Here is a 17907-nt window from a genome sequence, read left to right on the forward strand (position 1 = left end):
CGCCGATCTTGCCTTGGCGGGTCAGCGGTTGACGCTGCGAGAGTTGCGCGCGCCGATGACGGTCAAGGTTCGAATGTCGCGCAAGGCAATGTCGGACACAAAGACGCCGGCCTGAATTTCACGCGAATCCGGGCTGCTGGTGAGTTGCGGCGATACCGGCGGTCGGATGCGGAATTCATAGGTCAGGGCGGTGGCTGACGTGTCGGCGTCGCCCACCTTGACCAATGTGGCATCCCAATAGCCTTGGGTCGGTGGCAGCCCGGTTGCCCACAGGATAAGCCCGCCCACCGTCGGTTCGACCCGCAGCGCGGTGATATCATCGATCAGCGGCCGTGTGTCCACGGTTTCCGGCGCATAGCCGTCTTTCGGCTCGAGGCTGGTGGCGACGGGTTCGGAAAACCAGCCTCCGGAATTGCCAGAGCATCCCTGCAACAACAGGGCGGTGAGGGAAATTACAACAAGGCGTCGTGTCATCAGCAGGTCTCCTGCGCCTGTGCTAGCCCAAACTGCACGCTATGGAAAGCCGTCGCGACCACTGGACCTCGGGGGCCGGGCGGCTTACCTGAGGGGCCTGAAAGGAGCGTCTGTTCATGGCTAGTCCCGCGTTTGAAGATATTGCTGATACATTTGAGTTTCTGGATGACTGGGAAGACCGGTACCGCCACGTGATCGAGCTTGGCAAGGCGATGCCGCCGCTTGATCCTGCGTTTCGTGTCGCGGCCACCAAGGTCGATGGATGCGCCAGTCAGGTCTGGATCAGACCGCTGATTGACGGGCAGGGCCCTGACGCGCAGTTCGACTTTCAGGGTGAAAGCGATGCTATGATCGTGCGGGGGCTGATTGCGATCTTGCATGCGCTGTATGCTGGTCTGTCCGTGCGCGCCGTGCTTGAGGTCGATGCCAACGGGGAATTGTCGCGTCTGGGATTGAACGACCATCTGTCGGCCCAGCGGTCCAATGGATTGCGGGCCATGGTCGAGCGGATCATAACGACCGCTGCCGCCACAAGCGCCGCCTGATCGGCGGCGCAAGCAGAGGGTGTCGGCCTTAGGCCTCGGTTGCCAGCTGTTGCTTGGCCAAAATCAGACATTCTTCCAGCTTGGCCCGAATCGTGGCGTCATCGGTCCGCGTGCCAAGATCGCTGACAAGCTTGCGCACCACATCTTCATGGCCGGCTTCTTCGAAATCTGCTTTGACAACGGACTTTGCATAGGCGTCTGCGTCGTCTCCGGTCTTGTTCAGAAGGGCGGCGGCCCAGAGGCCGACAAGGCGATTGCGGCGGGCAACGGCACGGAACTGCATTTCTTCATCATGCGCGAATTTGGCTTCGAACGCGTTTTCACGATCGTCAAAGGTGGTCATTTCGGTCCTCCTAGCGGTTTGCTTTCCTGAGTTATGGTGTCTTGTCCCCCCGGCGACAAGGCCCAACGCCTGCTGTTCTTGCGACACATTCCGCATTGCCGTATACGGCCGGATGACCGGCGCTGCACTGCGCGCCATTTCCCAGATCGGAGACCCCATGGCACGCCGCAAAAAGGTTTATGAAGGCAAAGCCAAAATTTTGTACGAAGGTCCCGAGCCCGGTACACTTGTGCAATACTTCAAGGATGATACGATCGCCTTCAACTCGCAAAAGCATGAAGTGATCGAAGGCAAGGGCGTGTTGAACAACCGCTTGTCGGAATTTTTCATGGACGGCCTCAATGGGATCGGTGTGCCGACTCATTTCATTCGCCGCCTGAATATGCGCGAGCAGTTGATCCGTGCGGTTGAGATTATTCCGTTAGAAGTGGTGGTGCGCAACCGGGCAGCCGGGTCGTTGGCGAAACGGTTGGGTCTGGAAGAGGGCACTGTGTTGCCGCGCCCGATCGTAGAGTTCTATCTCAAGGACGATGCATTGGGAAATCCAATGGTCACCGAAGAACATATCGCGGCATTTGGCTGGGCCGGTCAGCAAGATTTGGACGACATGGTGGCGCTGGCGCTGCGCTGTAACGATTTTCTGGGCGGCGTCTTCATGGGCGTCGGTATCCGCCTGGTCGATTTCAGGATTGAGATTGGCCGGATCTGGGATGGCGATTACCAGCGGTTGGTGGTGGCTGACGAGATCAGCCCCGATAACTGCCGTCTGTGGGACATCAAAACCGGCGAGAAGCTGGACAAAGATGTGTTTCGCCAAGACCTCGGCTCACTTGCCGATGCCTATTCTGAACTGGCGCGGCGTCTGGGCGTTTTGCCAAAGATGTCCACACCAATTACCAAGCCGACACTGATCAACTAAGGAACCGTCATGAGGGCAATCGTGCATGTGATGTTGAAACCCGGAGTCCTGGATCCCCAAGGTGAGGCCGTGCGCCACGCCCTCGGGAGCTTGGGCTTCGATGGGGTCAATGGGGTCCGGCAGGGCAAAGTCATCGAACTTGAGCTTGCGGGTGATGATCCGAAAACTGCCGAGGCGCAGGTGGCTGAGATGTGCGAAAAGCTGCTCGCCAATACTGTGATCGAAAGCTACCGGGTCGAGATCGTCTGATGCGCGCAGCAGTCATCGTTTTTCCGGGATCAAACTGCGACCGGGATCTGGCCGCGGCCTTTCGCGAACTGACCGGGACCGACCCGGTTATGGTCTGGCACAAAGACACCAGCTTGCCCGCAGGTCTCGATATCATCGGCGTGCCGGGTGGGTTTTCGTTTGGCGATTACCTGCGCTGCGGCGCCATTGCCGCGCGGTCGCCGATTTGTCGCGCGGTTGTCGAATTTGCCAATCGTGGCGGGCACGTTCTGGGCATCTGTAACGGCTTTCAGGTGCTGACCGAATCCGGTTTGTTGCCGGGCGCCCTGATGCGCAACAGCGGGATCCGGTTTGTCTGCAAGCCGGTTGCACTGACCGTGGCCACTTCGGCCAGCCCGTTTACCAACGCCTTTTCAACCGGCGATACGCCGGTGTTTCCGGTGGCGCATCACGACGGCAATTATACTGCGTCGCCTGAATTGGTTGCGCAGCTGCGCGACGAAGATCGCGTCGCTTTCCGCTATGTCGACAACCCAAACGGGTCAGTGGACGATATCGCCGGCATTCTGTCGGAAAATCGCCGGGTATTGGGGCTGATGCCGCATCCCGAACGGGCGGTAGATGCGGCCCTTGGCGGCACCGACGGGCGGGGGGTCTTTGCCTCTGTTGCACAAGCCCTCGTCGCCGCCTGATTTGATGCTGCCGGACATTCGTTCCGGCAGCCATCAGCAAGCCTTCGCCCGCCAAGGCGCGGCTCCATCTTGTGGTTGTCATTTCCCGTTCGCCCCGGATATGGCTTGAAGAATGACACAAATCGCTGATGCGTCACTTCCGAATCCTACCCCAGTGCCGCCAGCGCAGACGCGCCATCGTCTGCGGCTGTTCCTTGGACTGCTCACTGTGGCAGCCGCGGTCATCATCTGGTTTACCAACGCCGTCCTGACCGAGCGTTACACCACCACCACGCGCAACCAGTCCGAAGTCCGTCTGGCGCTATTTTCCGGCAGCGTCATGAGTGAGCTGCGGCGCAATTCGATTGTCCCGCAGTTGCTGTCCCGGGACCCGCTGCTGATTGGCGCTTTGGGGTCGGGCGATTATTCCCAAAGCTCGCAACGCTTGATCGAATACCGCGAAGAAATCGGGGCGACCCGGATCATGCTGCTGGATCGAAACGGCTTGACGGTGGCGTCCAGCGACCGGGCCGATCTGGCTTCGGATCACCTGTCGCAGCCCTATATGGTCGAAGCGGTGGTCTCTAATACCACGGTGTTCACCTCTGTACTGAACGACAATGGCCTGCCCACATTCTATTTTTCGCGCAAAATCGACCGGCAGGGCGAGGAAATGGGCGTGATCGTGGTCGAGGTGGATCTGCAAAAATACGAACGCAGTTGGGCCGGGATCACCGAAGCGGTGATCGTCAAGGATAGTGCGGACCGCATCTTGCTGGCCACAGAACCACGCTGGCGCGGTCGCACCGAAACCGAGGCCTTGGGGACGGGCCCGGCTGAAAATGCGTTTCTGCGGGCGATCCGGGCGCGGGCCAATTGGTTCAGTCGCGACGATGATCCGGTTCTAGGCGGCGCGGGCGTGATGCGCAGCGAAGGGCTGATCCCGTTTCAAGGCTGGCGGATCGTCAGCTATTCGACCTTCGGACCGGTGCGGGAACGGGTGCGCGCTGCCATTGCTGTGGAAGTCATGGGCTTTGCGATCTTGGCGGCGGGCGTATTCTATCTCACCACCCGTCAGGCTGAACGGCACTCGGCCCGGCTGCAACGGGAATCCGATGAATTAAAGCGGCTCAATGCCATGCTGCAGCGCGAGATTTCAGAACGGGAAAAAGCCGAGCGCAATCTGGAAGTGGCCGAGCAGACGCTGGCTCAATCGTCGAAACTGACCGCGTTGGGCGAAATGTCAGCCGCGGTCAGTCATGAGTTAAATCAGCCGCTTGCCGCAATGAAAACCTATCTGGCGGGGGCGCGCCTGCTGTTACAACGACGGCGGTCGGACGAGGCGGTGGCCTCGCTGCAGCGGATCAACGACTTGATCGACCGTATGGCGGCGATCACCCGTCAGCTGAAATCCTATGCCAGCAAAAGCAGCGACCGGTTGCGCCGGGTCGACATGCGCGAAGCGGTCAGTTCGTCGGTGGCGATGATGGAGCCGCAGTTCCGCAGTCGCCGGATTCGCATCACCATCACCCAGCCGAACACCGAGGTGCCGGTGCTGGCGGATCGGTTCCGGTTGGAGCAAGTGATCGTCAATTTGTTGCGCAATGCGGTGGACGCCACCCGTGACAACAACGACCCTGAAATCGGTCTGGTGTTGTCCATCGGCAGAAAAGTGTCCTTTATGGTCCTCGATAACGGTGCTGGGATCGAAGATCTGGAAGCCTTGTTCGAACCGTTCTATAGCACGAAATCCCCAGGTGAGGGGCTTGGGCTTGGCCTTGCGATCTCTAGCAGCATAGTTTCCGATCTTGATGGGCGATTGATGGCCCGGAATCGGGAAGGCGGCGGCGCAGCGTTTGAAGTCCAGCTTCCCCTGTACGGCCAGGAGGATCTGGCGGAAGAATGAACGGAGAGACAAAAATGCAGGTCGCAATCGTGGACGATGAACTCGACATGCGCCAGTCGATCAGCCAATGGCTGGTTTTGTCGGGCTTCGAGACTGTGACGTTCAAAAGCGCCCGCGAGGCTTTGGCGACGGTCAAGGCCGGGTATGACGGAATCGTGTTGAGCGATATCAAAATGCCGGAAATGGACGGCATGAGCTTTCTCAAGCGTCTGATGCATCTCGACAGTGCGTTGCCAGTGGTCCTGATCACCGGACATGGCGATGTGCCAATGGCCGTCGAGGCGATGCGGATCGGCGCTTTCGATTTTCTGGAAAAGCCGTTTGATCCCGACCGGATGACCGAGATCGTGACCCGGGCCTGTGCAGCGCGCAAGCAGGCGTTGGCAAACCGCGCCCTGCGCAGCGAACTGGCCACGGGCACCGATGCCATGACCCAGTTGTTGGGGACCAGCGGGGCGATGTCGCGTCTGCGCGAGGATATTCTGGATATCGGACAGGCCGACGGCAACGTTCTGATCGACGGCGAAACCGGCACCGGAAAAACCCTTGTCGCACGGGCCTTGCATGCGGTGGGTGCCCGGGCGGCGCGCCCCTTGGTGACCTTGATGTGCGCCCAATGGAGCGACGCCGAGCAAAGTCAAAAGTTGTTCGGTGCCGATGGCGATGATCAACCCGGCGGCGCCTTGGTTGAAGCCCGCAGCGGCACCTTGTTGCTGGAAGATGCCGAAAGCCTCGGTCCCGATACCCAAGCCCGGTTGCTGGCGGTGCTGAATACCGATGACGGCGTGCTGCCACGGATCATTTCGATCTGCAGCTCGCAAGAAATGGACAAACGCTGCGAGCGAACCCTGCGCCCGGATCTGTTCCATCGCATCTCTAAACTCAAGCTCGGCTTGCCGCCGCTGCGCCATCGCGGCGATGACATCCTGGTTCTGTTCAATAAGTTCACCAGCAGTTTCGCGGATGAGTATGGCTGTGACGCACCCAAGGTCAGCGGGCAGGAGGCGGCGCAACTGTTGCAGGCACCATGGCCGGGCAATGTGCGCCAGTTGATGAACGTGGCTGAACGCGCGGTGTTGCAAAGCCGTCGCGGGTCGGGCTCGATCACCTCGCTTCTCATCGCCGATAACGAAGCGGTGCCAGTCACTCTGACGCCAGAGGGCAAGCCGCTGAAAGAGTATGTCGAAGCGTTTGAGCGGATGCTGATCGACAATACCATGCGCCGCCATCAAGGGGCGGTGGCCAAGGTCATGGATGAGCTGTGCCTGCCGCGGCGGACTTTGAATGAGAAGATGGCAAAATACGGTCTGACCCGGTCAGATTACCTGTGAATTTGCGCTGAGACGATAATCGCCATTGTCATCGGGCGCTTGACAGGTTTAATGGGGGAATGGCGGGACTCCCGTCATCAGGATTTCCCTGTTTTTTCGCGCCTTGGTCCAGAACGTTAGGCCGACGCGGAAGCAGTTGAAAGGCGCCCGACCTCTGGGCCAAATCTCTGTCCTGCTCCCAGATCGGAGAGACGGACACATTCACAGGCACAGTCATGTGCCAAGGAAAAACGCGATGGGACCCATAAGGAACATCTTGGATACAGCGCCGGCTCACCAGCCGGATCGTGGGTCCGATGTCCTGATCGTCCATAGCATCGCATCAACAAGACACCTGTCGTCCGGGACCGATCGCCATCGGCATCCGCCCTCGCGGCAATGGTGCGAAGAGACTTCATGGCCAAAAAAATGCTCATCGATGCCACCCACGCCGAGGAAACGCGCGTGGTTGTTGTCGACGGAACCAAAGTTGAAGAATTCGATTTTGAATCCGAAAATAAACGCCAGTTATCTGGCAACATCTATCTTGCAAAAGTAACCCGGGTCGAGCCGTCCTTGCAGGCGGCGTTCATCGATTACGGCGGAAATCGCCACGGATTTCTGGCTTTCTCAGAGATCCACCCGGATTATTACCAGATCCCGATCGCCGACCGTCAGGCTTTGATGGCCGAGGAAAAGGCGTATACGGACTCGCTTCGTGCAGAAGACGATGCTGACGACACGTCGGATACATCCGCACAGGCCGATCCGTCCGAGGACAAACCAGCCACAAAACCACGACGCACCCGGACCCGCAGCCGCACCCGCGCCGCGAAGTCCAACAGCGACGATGCGGTGGAAACCCGCGCGGTTGCCGCCACAGACCTCAGCGGTGCCGAAACCAAGACCGGCATTCAGGGAATGGATGTGGTCGATCTGGGTTCAGACCAGGACGGGGCCGACCACGACAGCGGCATTGTCGCTACGGCAGAACAACCGGCTGCCGCGCCGGAAGGTGACGCGGATGTCAAAGCGACCGCCGATGCGCCCGCCGCAGAGGATGACGAAGCCCCGGCCGCCGATGAAGCCCGCAACGACATGGTCGACGATGACAGCCACACACCGGCTGACGACATCGAATCCGTTGCCGACGATGACACGCCCGAAGACATCAACCCGCCGCGCCGTCCGCGGGCGCGCCGCTACAAGATTCAGGAAGTCATCAAAGTCCGGCAAATTCTGCTGGTGCAAGTGGTTAAAGAAGAGCGCGGCAATAAGGGTGCAGCCCTGACCACCTATCTCAGCCTTGCCGGTCGTTACTGCGTGTTGATGCCGAACACGGCACGCGGCGGCGGCATCAGCCGCAAGATTACCAACATTGCTGATCGCAAGAAGCTGAAGCAGATTGCGACCGAAATTGATGTGCCGGAAGGCGCGGGCCTGATCGTCCGTACCGCTGGCGCAAAGCGGACCAAAGCTGAAATCAAGCGCGACTACGAATACCTGCAACGGCTCTGGGAGCAGGTCCGGGAACTGACCCTGAAATCGGTGGCTCCGGCCAAGATTTACGAGGAAGGCGACCTGATCAAACGCTCGATCCGCGACTTGTACAATCGTGAGATCGACGAGGTGTTTGTCGAAGGCGAGGCCGGGTATCGCACCGCCAAGGACTTCATGAAAATGATCATGCCGTCCCATGCGCGCAACGTAAAACACTATATTGACCCGCAGCCGTTGTTTGCTCGGTTCCAGGTCGAGACGTATCTGACCGAGATGTTCAATCCGACGGTGCGCCTGAAGTCCGGCGGCTATATCGTGATCGGCGTCACCGAAGCCTTGGTGGCGGTTGACGTGAACTCTGGCAAATCGACCAAAGAAGGGTCGATCGAAGATACCGCGCTGAAGACCAATTTGGAGGCCGCTGAAGAGGTGGCCCGCCAGATGCGTTTGCGCGATCTTGCCGGTCTGATCGTGATCGATTTCATCGACATGGACGAACGCAAGAACAACGCTGCCGTCGAAAAGCGCCTGAAAGACAAGCTGAAGACCGACCGCGCCCGCATTCAAGTTGGCCGGATTTCAGGCTTCGGTCTGCTTGAGATGTCGCGCCAGCGTCTGCGCCCCGGCATGATTGAGGCCACGACCCAACCGTGCCACCACTGCCACGGCACCGGGCTCATCCGTTCGGATGACAGCCTCGCCCTCAGCATCCTGCGCGAGTTGGAAGAAGAAGGCGTGCGGGATCGCAGCAAGGAAGTGTTGGTTCGGGCCCCCATTGGCATCGTCAATTACCTGATCAACGCCAAGCGCGACCACATTGCCCAGATCGAAGGCCGGTATGGTCTGTCGGTGCGGATCGAAGCCGACCCGAAGATGATCAATCCTGACTTCTCGGTTGAGAAGTTCAAGACGGCGACGCGGAAGGTCGAACTTCTGGCTCCGGTCATCTCCAGCTATTCGGCGATGATGGAAGACGAAGACGACGAAGCGCTTCCCGAGATCGAAGACGAAGACGATCAGGACACCGCCGACGAGGCGGAAGCGGCGGCCGAGGCCCCGGCTCCGGCCCCAGCGCCCAGTGCGGAAGACGAACAGCCCAAGCCGAAAAAGCGTCGTCGTCGGCGTCGTCGGCGGCGGGGTGGTGCGGATGATGAAAACGGCTCGAATGGGGACGGTGACGATCAAGCTGAGGGCGATGCGTCGTCTGATGCAGATCGCAGCACCTATCCCGCCGTCGCGGGCGTTGTTGCAGCAGAGGGCATCGCGCCGGTTGCCGTGTCCGAGGCTGAACCTGCTGCTGCCGATGAGGCTGCAAAGTCCGACACGGTGCCGGTAGAGACTGCCCCTGTCGGCGGCGATAGCCCCGCAACCGACACTCCGGCCGAACCGGTCACAGAGGTGGCAATTGCGCCGGTAGAACCTGCCGTCGAAACGGTGCCCGTTGCCAATGCTGAGGCCGATGCAACCGACGTCGCCCCGGAAACCGTGCAACAGCCGGCTCCTGTGGCAGAGGCCGCTCCGGCACCTGCCGCGCCAGAGACTGTTCAGGCCGATCCGACCCCGGAACCCGTTGCGGCTGAAACAGTGGTCGCCGCGCCTGCGCCAGAAACCGTTCAGACCAGCGTTGAGGCCGAACCGGCTGCTGCACCCGCAGCAGAGGTGCCAGCACAAGCCGAGGTCACGCCGGAACCGCAGTTGGAATTGGCCGCCGTGCCAGAGCCCGCTCCGGCAGAAAAGCCCAAGCGTCGCGGGTGGTGGTCCGCCTGATCCTTCGGGGGTAAAGCACGCGGCGCAACGACCGCTCCGCATCGCCCAACCTAGCGAATTGAAAACAAAAATGCCCCGCTTCTGATCAGAAGCGGGGCATTTTTATGACTGTCGCAGGGGCGTCCGTGCTTGTGCGCCTCGGCCCAGTTTCGTCCGACCGGTGCTGGCAACGGCGCGCGCCAGCTTAGGCCACGCGAATGTGACAATCCGGGCGATGACGCTCGGCGCACCATGCGTTATGGCTTGCGGCATGTTTGGAATTGAACTCATCGATGCCGGTCTGCTTCCGGCGATCATCGTGGCGCTGCTTGCGGGCATGTTGTCCTTCCTGTCCCCATGTGTGCTGCCGATCGTGCCGCCTTATCTGGCCTATATGAGCGGCATTTCTGTCAGCGACATGAGGGACGGTCGTGCTGCGCGGGGCAAGGCGCTGCTCGCGGCGTTGTTCTTCGTCATGGGGCTATCGACGGTCTTTTTGTTCCTCGGTTTTACCGCATCGGTCTTTGGTGCCTTCTTCCTGCAGAATCAGGATCTGTTTTCAAAAATCTCCGGGCTGGTGGTGATTGTATTTGGCCTGCATTTTCTCGGCGTCTTCCGCATTCCGATGCTTGATCGCGATGTGCGGGTCGATGCCGGAGATCGCGGCGGATCGGCATTCGGCGCCTATGTTCTTGGCTTGGCGTTCGCGTTCGGCTGGACCCCCTGTATTGGCCCGCAGCTGGGGGCGATCCTGTCGATTGCCGCCTCTGAGGCATCCATCGCCCGCGGCACCGCGCTGTTGGGGGTGTATGCAGCGGGACTGGGCATCCCGTTTTTGCTGGCGGCGCTGTTCATGAACCGGGCAGTGGGCGTGATGACGCGGCTCAAACGGCATATGCGCCTGATTGAACGGATCATGGGGGCGTTGCTGCTGCTGGTCGGTCTGGCTTTGCTGACAGGGGCGTTCACCACCTTCAGCTGGTGGTTGTTGGAAACCTTCCCGGGTCTTGCGGCGCTTGGCTAATACGCGCCGTTATATGCACGGAAAGTTTCGCGCCATGAACCGGGCCAATTCGGCGGAGTGTTCCAGCGTCTTCGGCGTCTTGAACCGCTGTGATTTCCAGCCGGTCGAGGTGCCGCGGCAATGCAGCAATTGCACCTGTGTCTGGGCGGTGGTCGGCGGCACCCTCACCGGCCCGATCTGATGCACTGACCAGCCAAGGCGGCTCATCCAGCCACCGGGTACGGCGCACCATTTCGGATTACAGCCGCGCGGCGGCACCTGTTGCCAGACATGCGCTGCGTGGCCAACCGGGCCGGTGGCCTCTGGGCCGGGATAGGCCCATGTGCCGTCAATCATCACCATTCCCAATGGGTTTTGCGTCGCCAGATCAAACGCCGATGGCCCGCCATCAGTCCGGCGCACCACTTCGTCAATGTCGATGTTCAGCACGGCCCGTGCCCCGGACAAAGCATCGCGCCGGGCAATGTTCAGCATCGCACTTTGGAAAAAGCGTGGACTGACTTCAAAGCGGCTCGACTTGTCGGAGGGGCCATAAGGGTAGGGTGCCGCATAGACCACGGCGGTTTTCAATCCGGCCAGCCCGGACAGCGCGGCGCAAATGTCCTGAACCCCATAAGCGGTCGAGCCGTTGTCGAACAGGATCACTCCGTTGGCGCCTTGGGCGGCGACATGATAGGCGGCCCAGTTCGCGATCCAGTCCAGATCGTTGTTCTTGTTGACCGTCAACAGGCAGTTCAACCCTGCGAACGCCGGAGCAAGCGACGGCCGCGCCACAACCGGCTGATCATCGCCGTCAAAATTCAGTCGCAGACGTCCCGCTGGCGCACGCACCGTGACCTGCTCATAGCGCAGCCACGTGCGGCGGCGCACCCTGCCGACAGGTTTCCCGTCCACAGACAGACCGGCGCGGAACGGTTTCCAGAGATTGAGCAGCCGTGGCGCGGTGAACAGATAGCTGCCGTCTTCGGGAAGATACACGCAGTCGAAATACAGGGTGTGCCGGTCGTACCGGTCGAGATAATGCGCGCTTCGGCGGGCGGCAGGGCGGACATGGTCGCGCAATAGGGCACTGGTTTCGGGCAAAACCCGCCCCGTGCTGTGGATCACCTGGCCGATGGCGGTGCCGCTCATAGTGCGCCCTCGTCGAAGCGGCACTGCATTCGCGCCATCAATTCGGTCAGTTCCGGATCCGGCACCCGCCGTTCCAGAGTTTGATGGCGGCCCCGCCGGGCGTTCCAGCCGGTGGATGCCGCCCGGCAATGGATCACCTCATGATCGGTGCTTTCGCGGTTCAGCTTGAACACTTCGCCGCCGACATGGTGGACGTGCCAACCAAAGCGGCTGGACAGGCCCCCCGGCGCGACGCACCATTTGCGCGGCGTCCGCCGTTTCGGATCATTGCGGAACTGGTGGTCAAGCTGGCGGGCAGGGCCGGACACATCGGGGTCGGGATAGGCCCAATACACCGGAAGGCGAACCGCCAAATGGCGTCGGGCCACCGCCGCATCAAAGACGGAACTGCCATCCCGGCTCATCACCAACTCGTCAAAATCGGCATTCAACACGGCACGCGCCTTCCTTAGAAAATCGGTTCGCGCAAGGTTTAGCATCGCCGGTTGCAAGAAATTGGGCCGGATTTCACCGCGCTCCACCCGGTCGGTGGTGCCATAGGGATAGGGGGCGCTGGCCACGACCACCTGCTGCAGTCCCCGCACCCCGGCCAAGGCCGCCGCCAGTTCATCAGGGCTGTAGGCGTCTGAGCCATTGTCGAAGATGAGCACCCCCTGCAAGCCGTGCAACGCCACGTGCCATGCGGCCCAATCGGTGATCCAATCCAGCGGATTGTTCCGGTTCATCGTTACGGCGCAGTTCATTCCGGCGAAGTTTTCAGCCACCGACGCGCGCTGCGTCAGGGGATACTCTTTGTCGCCAAGGACCAGAGAGAGGTCCACTTTCGCCCCCGGCACCATCACCAGATCGTATTTCCCCATCCGCTTGCGGCGTAAGCCTTGAACCGGCGCGCCGTTCTGGCGCAACCCATCGCGCAACGTTGGCCACAGGTTGCTCAACATTGGCGTCATCAGCAGATAGCGATTGTGATCTGGCTGCCAAACGCAATCATAGATCAGGGTCCGACGGTCAAAGGCGGCATGGTAATGGTCCGACCGACGCTTGGGTTTGCGGACGTGATCGCGCAACACCGGGCTGCCCTCGGGAAGGGTGAACCCTGAGAGCGGCACAGTCAGGCCGGCGACAGGATCACGCATCGTCGGCCAACTTTGGCAGGTGCCGCGCCATCAATCTGACAAGGGCCGGGTCTTGAACCACCGCTGCGGGCGGCGAATAGCGGCGCGAGGCCGGCTTCCATCCCGTGCTGCATGCCGAGCAATGGATCAGTGAAAATTGCCGGTCGGCTTTGACCCTGCGGCCCTGCTCGGCGCCGACATTGTGGACGTTCCAGCCCAAGCGGCTCAACAGAGAATCTGGGCGCGCACACCATTTTGGTTTACAGGGTCGTGCCGGTTCCGGGCGGTAGACATGGTCTGACTGGCCGGTGGGCGCACCATTGGCGGCCTCGGGAAAGACCCATTGCCCGCCGAGCTTGACATAGGACAGCCACCGCGATTCGGCGGCGTCAAAGACGGATGCACCATTAGGGCCCAAGACCAGTTCATCAATATCCATGCCGATCACGGCCCGCGCCTGCGAGACTTCGCTCCGCCGCGCCAGATTGATCAGCGCAGTTTGAAGAAACTTATAGCGCACCATGCCGGTCGGCCCGTCGACATTGCCGCCCCAATGATAAGGAGCGGACAGGATTGCTGCCGATTTCAACCCGGGCAACGGATCCAGAACTTCGGCAATCGCCGAAGGGTCATAGGCGGTGGAGCCATTGTCGAAGATCACCACCCCTTCCAGACCATGGGCCGAGATGTGATAGCGTACCCAATCCCGGATCCAGTTCAAATCGTTGTTTTTATTGACGGTGACCGCGCAATTCAGGCCAGAAAACATCGACGCAAGCGACGGACGCGGTGCCAGTGGATAGGTCTGTCCGTCGATTTCCAGCCCCACGCTGGCACCGGCACGGGCGCGAAGCAGCACTTGCGCGCTGCGCCCTGACCGCCGTTGCCGCATCCAGCCAACCGGTTTGCCATCGATACGAAGTGCCCGGCGAACCAGCGGCCACAGGCCGGACAACGGTGGCGCGGTCAACAGAATTTGCCCGGACTGATCCAAGGTGCAGCAGTCATAAAACAAGGTGCGATCGTCATAGTCCTGCCGATATTTGTCGGTCTGGAATGCCTCGGGAACGACGGGATCGCGCCGGTATGGCACTGAGGCCGGCAGGGTAAACCCCCGCAGCGTGTCGATCCGGATGTCGGCCATGTGTGCAGTTCCTTCCCGGCAGGGCATTGCATGTTTGCCGGGTTTTCAGGGTCAGTTCAAGGCGTGTCGCGGGATTCGGCGCGCGACCGATAATAGCGCAGCACATGCAGGCGGATGGCGGTGGCGAGCCCCATTTCCAAACCGCGCTCGGCATCGATTTCGGCAGCAAGGGCGTTGATCGACAGGCCGCGCTCTTTGGCGATGGTCAGGAAAGCGTGCCAGAAGTCATCCTCCAACGACACGCTGGTTTGATGCTTATGCAATGTCAGGGAATGTTTGCGGGGCCGGCTTCCGGTCATTCTGGACGGTCTCGGTGATGGCCGTCCAGATGCTGCGCGTCCCGAGCGGCCTTATCGGCGTCGATATTGCGTTCAACCTTGCTGCGCCCGAATTTCACCGCGTTGCTGTCGGCCTGCACCTTGGCCGCCGCCCGGGCCCGCGCTTTGCGCGCCCGGTTGAGGTTAATGGGCCCTTCGGCCACGGATCAGCCCTTCGGACCGATCATGTTTTCGGGCCGCACCACCGCGTCGAAAGTGGCCTCGTCCACGAACCCAAGCGCGATTGCCTCGTGCTTCAGGGTGGTGCCGTTCTTATGCGCCGTCTTGGCAACTTTGGTCGCGTTGTCATAGCCAATGCTGGGGGCCAGTGCTGTCACCAGCATCAGGCTTTCATGCATCAGCTTTTCGATCCGCACCTTGTCAGCCTGCAGGCCGACCACCAGATTGTCGGTGAAGGCGCTGGCGCTGTCACCCAGAAGTTGCATGGATTGCAAGACGTTATAGGCCATCATTGGCTTATAGACGTTCAGTTCGAAATGCCCTTGCGAGCCCGCAAATCCAACCGCCGCGTCATTGCCGAAGACATGGGCGCACACTTGGGTCAGCGCCTCGCACTGGGTCGGATTGACTTTGCCCGGCATGATCGAGCTACCCGGTTCGTTCTCGGGCAGGATCAACTCGCCCAGACCGCAGCGCGGGCCAGAGCCCAGCAGCCGAATGTCATTGGCAATCTTGAACAGGCTGGCGGCGACGGTTTTCAACGCGCCCGACATTTCGACCATGGCATCATGCGCGGCCAAGGCTTCGAACTTGTTCGGCGCGGTGACGAAGGGCAGGCTGGTAATCTCGGCCATATTGGCTGCGACGGTCTCGGCCCAGCCGTGCTTGGTGTTCAAGCCGGTGCCGACCGCGGTGCCGCCCTGCGCCAATTCATTGATATGCGCCAGCGCAGCTTTGACGCGCTTGATGCCCATGGCAACCTGATGCGTGTAGCCCGAGAATTCCTGACTAAGGGTCAGCGGCGTCGCGTCTTGCGTATGGGTGCGGCCGATCTTGATGATTCCGTCAAACTCTTCGACCTTGGCCTGCAAGGCGGCGTGCAACTTTTCCAAGCCGGGGATCAGCACGTCCCGCGCCGTCATCGCGGTGGCGATGTGCATGGCGGTCGGGAACGTGTCATTCGACGACTGCCCCATATTGCAGTGATCGTTCGGGTGGACCGGGTCTTTCGATCCGATGACGCCGCCAAGGATTTCGATAGCACGGTTGGCGATGACTTCATTGGCGTTCATGTTCGACTGGGTGCCGGAGCCGGTCTGCCAGACCACCAGCGGGAAATTGTCGTCGAACTTACCGGCAACTACTTCGCTCGCGGCCTGCACAATGGCCTCGCCAACCGTGGTGTCCAGATCGCCATTGGCCATATTGGCCTGCGCGCACGCCTGTTTGATGACGCCCAAGGCCCGGACAATCGCGATGGGCTGCTTTTCCCAACCGATTGGAAAATTCAGGATCGAGCGTTGCGTCTGCGCGCCCCAATACTTGTCGGCAGGGACTTCGAGCGGGCCGAAGCTGTCGGTTTCGGTACGGGTCTCGGTCATCGGGAAACTCCTAAGGCAGGGGCACGGCTGCGCGCGGCAGCCGTCTTGAGGGTCAGGGCAGGCGGATGGCCGCCGCGTCCTATTTCCGGAAACTGTCCAGGCGCACGATTTCGGCGTCCCGCGTGGTCCTGTCACTATCCGCCTCGACATCCTCGATCATCGGCGCGCCTTCGGGCTCGGGGTCGTCGCCATCGGTGTCTTGCGTTTCAAAGCGCAGACCGAATTCGACCGACGGATCAACGAAGGTGCGGATCGCATCATAAGGGATGTACAGCGGCTCGGGGCTGTCACCAAAATTCAGGGTGATGGCAAAGCCTTCGTCGGTCACGGTCAGATTGTCGAACCAATGCTGGATGACCACGGTCATTTCTTCAGGATACCGATCAGACAGCCAATCGGCGATTTCGACATCGGGATGCATGGTGTCGAAGGTGATGAAGAAGTGGTGATCGCCGGGCAGGCCGGTATCAGCAATTCCCTGCAATACCTGTTGAATCAGGGACCGCATGGCGCGGTGCATGAGATTGCCGTAGTCAATTGTTCTGGACATGGCGAGGCGACCTTTGTTTTCTTGCCGACCGGTTTACCGGAATGTGGGGAGGAATGAAAAGGGGCCGGGGCCGTGAAATCACGTTTTTTAGCCCAGCAGTTCGACAAGCGCGCCGGCAAGCGCCGCCAGCGCCAAAACAACGGGCAGTGACCAGCGTTGGCGCAGAAGGGCAAACCCCGCCAGAACCGCCAAACCTGCGGCGACCGGATCAAAGCTGGTGAGATGGGGTAAGGCGATTTGAATTGGCCCAAGGGTCGTTGTCTCGACGGTGCCAAAGAATACATGTAAGGCAAACCAGATCGACAAATTCAGGATGACGCCAACCACAGCGGCGGTGATGGCCGACAGCGCGCCGGACAAGCGTGGCCGTGTGGCAATCCATTCGACATAAGGCGCGCCGGCAAAGATCCATAAAAAACACGGCACGAACGTCACCCAAAGGGCGATCGCGCCCGCCAACAGCGCCAGACCAGTGCCGCCCTGCTGAACACCTGACAGCATCGCGACGAACTGGGTGACAAGGATCAGCGGGCCGGGGGTGGTTTCCGCAAGACCGAGACCGTCCATCATTTGTGCGGTGGAAATCCAGCCCAGATCGGTGACGACGCGCTGGGTCATATAGGCCAACACCGAATAAGCGCCGCCAAAAGTCACGACGGCCAGTTTGGAAAAGAACAGTGCCAGTTCTGTCAGGAAAGTGGCACCCGACGCCCATAGCAGCGCGACCGGAGCCAGCCACAAGCCACCCCAGATCGCCACCGTCCGCAGGGTGCGCGGCGATGCCAGATCCGGCGGCGGCAGGGTGGCCGCCGGGGCGCGCCAGTACCCATAGGCGCCAGCCGCCAGAATGATCAGCGGAAACGGCAAGTTCAGGGCAAAGATGCCCACAAAAGACAGGCCGGCAATGACCCAGCGATCCGTTGATTTCAAGGCGCGCTGGCTGACTTTCAAAAGCGCCTGCAATACGATGATGACCACCGTTGCCTTGATGCCCAAGAACATTGCCGCTGCAAGTGGCACCGCGCCGTACCACGCATAACAGAGCGAAACCAATGCCATGACCGCCGCGCCGGGCAAGACGAACAGCAACCCGCCGATCAATCCGCCAAGGGTGCCGCGCAGCCGCCATCCGGCATAGGTGACCAGTTGCATCGCTTCGGGGCCGGGCAGCAGCATGCAAAACGACAGCGCCCCGAGGTATTGGTCCTCGGTCAGCCAGCGCCGCTCCTCGACCAGTTCGCGATGCATCACCGCAATTTGCGCGGCAGGTCCGCCGAACGACAGCAGGCCGATACGGAGAAACACCCGCACCAACTCGCGCAAAGGAATGATGGATGTGTCCGGCGCGGCCTTTGGTTGGGGCGGCGGGTTGGTCGTCGCATGGGCGGCCATCAGGGTCTCTTTCCCGGGATCAAGGGGATG

At 60.7% G+C, this 17907-nt stretch carries 18 protein-coding genes; 8 read left to right on the plus strand and 10 right to left on the minus strand.

From position 1 onward, the window contains the following. Window positions 1–21: 21 nt before the first annotated feature. On the minus strand, window positions 22–474 hold the full coding sequence (locus BV911_RS06680; RefSeq protein WP_086052826.1) for a hypothetical protein: 453 nt from the start codon (window positions 472–474) through the stop codon (window positions 22–24). Between the two features lie 116 nt (window positions 475–590). Here BV911_RS06680 and BV911_RS06685 point away from each other — a divergent pair, with 116 nt between their 5' ends. Continuing rightward, the gene (locus tag BV911_RS06685) at window positions 591–1019 is read left to right on the plus strand and encodes a SufE family protein (RefSeq protein ID WP_086052827.1); all 429 of its coding nucleotides are present in this window, start codon (window positions 591–593) and stop codon (window positions 1017–1019) included. 28 nt (window positions 1020–1047) lie between these two features. Here BV911_RS06685 and BV911_RS06690 read toward each other — a convergent pair whose 3' ends face one another. Beyond that, window positions 1048–1362: a DUF1476 domain-containing protein gene (locus BV911_RS06690; protein ID WP_086052828.1), complete on the minus strand. Its 315-nt coding sequence runs from the start codon at window positions 1360–1362 to the stop codon at window positions 1048–1050. 157 nt (window positions 1363–1519) lie between these two features. On the opposite strand from BV911_RS06690, the gene purC reads away from it, so the two are divergent. The 7 genes from purC to BV911_RS06725 all read left to right on the plus strand — a co-directional run bounded on the left by purC (window position 1520) and on the right by BV911_RS06725 (window position 10666). After that, on the plus strand, window positions 1520–2281 hold the full coding sequence (gene purC, locus BV911_RS06695) for a phosphoribosylaminoimidazolesuccinocarboxamide synthase (RefSeq protein WP_086052902.1): 762 nt from the start codon (window positions 1520–1522) through the stop codon (window positions 2279–2281). 9 nt (window positions 2282–2290) lie between these two features. Then, a complete protein-coding gene (gene purS / locus BV911_RS06700; protein ID WP_086052829.1) occupies window positions 2291–2530 on the plus strand; it encodes a phosphoribosylformylglycinamidine synthase subunit PurS in 240 nt (79 codons plus the stop codon). Beyond that, the gene (gene purQ, locus BV911_RS06705) at window positions 2530–3201 is read left to right on the plus strand and encodes a phosphoribosylformylglycinamidine synthase subunit PurQ (protein ID WP_086052830.1); all 672 of its coding nucleotides are present in this window, start codon (window positions 2530–2532) and stop codon (window positions 3199–3201) included. Before purS ends, purQ begins: the two co-directional genes overlap by 1 nt. Before the next feature lie 112 nt (window positions 3202–3313). Continuing rightward, window positions 3314–5086, plus strand: coding sequence for an ATP-binding protein (locus BV911_RS06710; RefSeq protein WP_086052831.1), 1773 nt, complete (start codon window positions 3314–3316; stop codon window positions 5084–5086). After that, window positions 5083–6417 carry a sigma-54 dependent transcriptional regulator gene (locus tag BV911_RS06715; protein ID WP_240512172.1) on the plus strand — a complete coding sequence of 445 codons (1335 nt, stop codon included), beginning with the start codon at window positions 5083–5085 and terminating at the stop codon, window positions 6415–6417. The genes BV911_RS06710 and BV911_RS06715 overlap by 4 nt, the downstream gene beginning before the upstream one ends. Before the next feature lie 396 nt (window positions 6418–6813). Then, window positions 6814–9663, plus strand: coding sequence for a ribonuclease E/G (locus BV911_RS06720; RefSeq protein WP_086052833.1), 2850 nt, complete (start codon window positions 6814–6816; stop codon window positions 9661–9663). Between the two features lie 250 nt (window positions 9664–9913). After that, window positions 9914–10666, plus strand: a complete 753-nt coding sequence (locus BV911_RS06725; protein WP_086052834.1) for a cytochrome c biogenesis CcdA family protein — start codon at window positions 9914–9916, stop codon at window positions 10664–10666. Between the two features lie 9 nt (window positions 10667–10675). Here BV911_RS06725 and BV911_RS06730 read toward each other — a convergent pair whose 3' ends face one another. The 8 genes from BV911_RS06730 to chrA form a co-directional block, all read right to left on the minus strand. After that, window positions 10676–11797 (minus strand): hypothetical protein, encoded by a 1122-nt coding sequence (locus BV911_RS06730; protein ID WP_086052835.1) that lies wholly within the window; start codon window positions 11795–11797, stop codon window positions 10676–10678. After that, window positions 11794–12933 carry a hypothetical protein gene (locus BV911_RS06735; RefSeq protein ID WP_086052836.1) on the minus strand — a complete coding sequence of 380 codons (1140 nt, stop codon included), beginning with the start codon at window positions 12931–12933 and terminating at the stop codon, window positions 11794–11796. Before BV911_RS06735 ends, BV911_RS06730 begins: the two co-directional genes overlap by 4 nt. Further along, complete coding sequence (locus BV911_RS06740; RefSeq protein ID WP_086052837.1) at window positions 12926–14056, minus strand: hypothetical protein; 1131 nt, start codon at window positions 14054–14056, stop codon at window positions 12926–12928. The genes BV911_RS06735 and BV911_RS06740 overlap by 8 nt, the downstream gene beginning before the upstream one ends. 56 nt (window positions 14057–14112) lie before the next feature. After that, window positions 14113–14355 (minus strand): ribbon-helix-helix domain-containing protein, encoded by a 243-nt coding sequence (locus BV911_RS06745; RefSeq protein ID WP_086052838.1) that lies wholly within the window; start codon window positions 14353–14355, stop codon window positions 14113–14115. Continuing rightward, window positions 14352–14537 (minus strand): DUF4169 family protein, encoded by a 186-nt coding sequence (locus BV911_RS06750; RefSeq protein ID WP_086052839.1) that lies wholly within the window; start codon window positions 14535–14537, stop codon window positions 14352–14354. The genes BV911_RS06745 and BV911_RS06750 overlap by 4 nt, the downstream gene beginning before the upstream one ends. A gap of 3 nt (window positions 14538–14540) precedes the next feature. Next, window positions 14541–15935, minus strand: coding sequence for a class II fumarate hydratase (gene fumC, locus BV911_RS06755; protein ID WP_086052840.1), 1395 nt, complete (start codon window positions 15933–15935; stop codon window positions 14541–14543). Between the two features lie 79 nt (window positions 15936–16014). After that, the gene (locus tag BV911_RS06760; protein ID WP_086052841.1) at window positions 16015–16485 is read right to left on the minus strand and encodes an SspB family protein; all 471 of its coding nucleotides are present in this window, start codon (window positions 16483–16485) and stop codon (window positions 16015–16017) included. 87 nt (window positions 16486–16572) lie between these two features. Then, window positions 16573–17877 (minus strand): chromate efflux transporter, encoded by a 1305-nt coding sequence (chrA, locus tag BV911_RS06765; protein ID WP_086052903.1) that lies wholly within the window; start codon window positions 17875–17877, stop codon window positions 16573–16575. Between the last annotated feature and the right edge of the window lie 30 nt (window positions 17878–17907).

The sequence above is a fragment of the Pseudoruegeria sp. SK021 genome, from assembly GCF_002119405.1.
Lineage (GTDB): Bacteria > Pseudomonadota > Alphaproteobacteria > Rhodobacterales > Rhodobacteraceae > Meridianimarinicoccus.

Coding starts and splice junctions, on each gene's coding strand:
- BV911_RS06715 (WP_240512172.1), top strand. CDS start 5,083: ATGAACGGAGAGACAAAAATGCAGGTCGCAATCGTGGACGATGAACTC.
- BV911_RS06710 (WP_086052831.1), top strand. CDS start 3,314: ATGACACAAATCGCTGATGCGTCACTTCCGAATCCTACCCCAGTGCCG.
- purQ (WP_086052830.1), top strand. CDS start 2,530: ATGCGCGCAGCAGTCATCGTTTTTCCGGGATCAAACTGCGACCGGGAT.
- fumC (WP_086052840.1), bottom strand. CDS start 15,935: ATGACCGAGACCCGTACCGAAACCGACAGCTTCGGCCCGCTCGAAGTC.
- BV911_RS06720 (WP_086052833.1), top strand. CDS start 6,814: ATGGCCAAAAAAATGCTCATCGATGCCACCCACGCCGAGGAAACGCGC.
- BV911_RS06690 (WP_086052828.1), bottom strand. CDS start 1,362: ATGACCACCTTTGACGATCGTGAAAACGCGTTCGAAGCCAAATTCGCG.
- purC (WP_086052902.1), top strand. CDS start 1,520: ATGGCACGCCGCAAAAAGGTTTATGAAGGCAAAGCCAAAATTTTGTAC.
- BV911_RS06745 (WP_086052838.1), bottom strand. CDS start 14,355: ATGACCGGAAGCCGGCCCCGCAAACATTCCCTGACATTGCATAAGCAT.
- BV911_RS06725 (WP_086052834.1), top strand. CDS start 9,914: ATGTTTGGAATTGAACTCATCGATGCCGGTCTGCTTCCGGCGATCATC.
- purS (WP_086052829.1), top strand. CDS start 2,291: ATGAGGGCAATCGTGCATGTGATGTTGAAACCCGGAGTCCTGGATCCC.
- BV911_RS06740 (WP_086052837.1), bottom strand. CDS start 14,056: ATGGCCGACATCCGGATCGACACGCTGCGGGGGTTTACCCTGCCGGCC.
- chrA (WP_086052903.1), bottom strand. CDS start 17,877: ATGGCCGCCCATGCGACGACCAACCCGCCGCCCCAACCAAAGGCCGCG.
- BV911_RS06735 (WP_086052836.1), bottom strand. CDS start 12,933: ATGCGTGATCCTGTCGCCGGCCTGACTGTGCCGCTCTCAGGGTTCACC.
- BV911_RS06730 (WP_086052835.1), bottom strand. CDS start 11,797: ATGAGCGGCACCGCCATCGGCCAGGTGATCCACAGCACGGGGCGGGTT.
- BV911_RS06685 (WP_086052827.1), top strand. CDS start 591: ATGGCTAGTCCCGCGTTTGAAGATATTGCTGATACATTTGAGTTTCTG.
- BV911_RS06760 (WP_086052841.1), bottom strand. CDS start 16,485: ATGTCCAGAACAATTGACTACGGCAATCTCATGCACCGCGCCATGCGG.
- BV911_RS06680 (WP_086052826.1), bottom strand. CDS start 474: ATGACACGACGCCTTGTTGTAATTTCCCTCACCGCCCTGTTGTTGCAG.